This window comes from Dialister sp., assembly GCF_051885895.1.
In the GTDB taxonomy this organism is placed as follows: domain Bacteria; phylum Bacillota; class Negativicutes; order Veillonellales; family Dialisteraceae; genus Dialister.
Window position 1 is genome coordinate 1,406 of record NZ_JBJEXP010000041.1, and the last position, 1,112, is coordinate 2,517.

General features: G+C 52.4%; 2 protein-coding genes. Both read left to right on the forward strand.

Features of this window, described 5'->3' with window-relative positions; genetic code table 11:
• Window positions 1–343, forward strand: a 343-nt coding sequence (locus ACI4N7_RS03750) for a hypothetical protein (RefSeq protein WP_439732025.1), incomplete at its 5' end; no start/stop codon positions are given.
• Window positions 336–827, forward strand: a complete 492-nt coding sequence (locus ACI4N7_RS03755; protein WP_439732026.1) for a lecithin retinol acyltransferase family protein — start codon at window positions 336–338, stop codon at window positions 825–827. The genes ACI4N7_RS03750 and ACI4N7_RS03755, both read left to right, overlap by 8 nt.
• Window positions 828–1,112 lie beyond the last annotated feature (285 nt).

Here is a 1,112-nt window from a genome sequence, read left to right on the forward strand (position 1 = left end):
TTTCATAGTACAGGAAAGGATGAGTATGATGAAAGTAGTCAAAGGCAGTTTTGGAGAAGGAAAAGAAAAGACGCCCGGTGAAGAAAAAGCGCTGGAGAAGGTACCCATAGAGGATAAGGTGGTGGATTTTGCCAAAGCGAAGGAGGAGATGGAAGGCGAAACAAAAACGGATACCGCTTTTGACGATTTCCTGTCCACTCTCACGCCGGAGCAGCTGGCGGCCCTGGATCGGGTGACGGAATCCATAGCAGATGAAGCTTTCGATGCCCTGGATGATGCGGACGAGCTCATGGATGAGCTGGATGAGGAAATCGACAAGCTCTTTGACGGGCTGGATGATTGAAGGTGAAAGCATGGATGATATCTGCGATGCTCTCCTGGGCTATGCCCTGAAACGGGTGGTTCTTGGGGCCCATGACTATCCGGAGTCCCATAAACGCCTCTATCCGGGTGACGTGCTCTCTGTGTCCCGCTGGGGCAACCTGTATGAACATTTTGCCGTCTATATCGGACAGGGAGTGGTGGTACACTACGCCTCCGATGACGGCGACTGGGGAGGCGATGTGCAGGTGAGAAAATCATCCCTTGACGATTTCGTGGCAGACAGCGATGATTACCGCATCTGCCGCTTCCCGAAAACTATGCCCATTCCCGGCTATCACCTCTACAGCCACAAAGAAACGGTGAAACGGGCTCTCTCCAGACTGGGAGAAACAGACTACAGCCTCTTTTCCAACAACTGCGAACACTTTGCCATCTGGTGCCGGACAGGCCTTTCCCGGTCAAAGCAGGTGGAAGAGTTTTTGCGGGAAATCGGGGAAGGATAGGGGATCACTGCGTGGCCGGGATAGAAGATCAGGATCGGGGATGTCGGGGGCTGGGATTCTTCAGTGAGCTGGTGGACCGGTTAGCTGCTGGAAGCCACTGGCATCATGCACCGAAGTGGTAGAAGAGGATTCCCTGGGGAACATCCATCCCATCAGGCAGCACAGCAGAGTGCGAAGTGATTTCTTAACTTCTTTTCACCGGCTTCATATTCAAAGGCTAAAGCACAGTTCCGATTTGCAAATCCCATGTTTGCAAAAAGCCGGGGAAGGTGCTAAAATACAGGA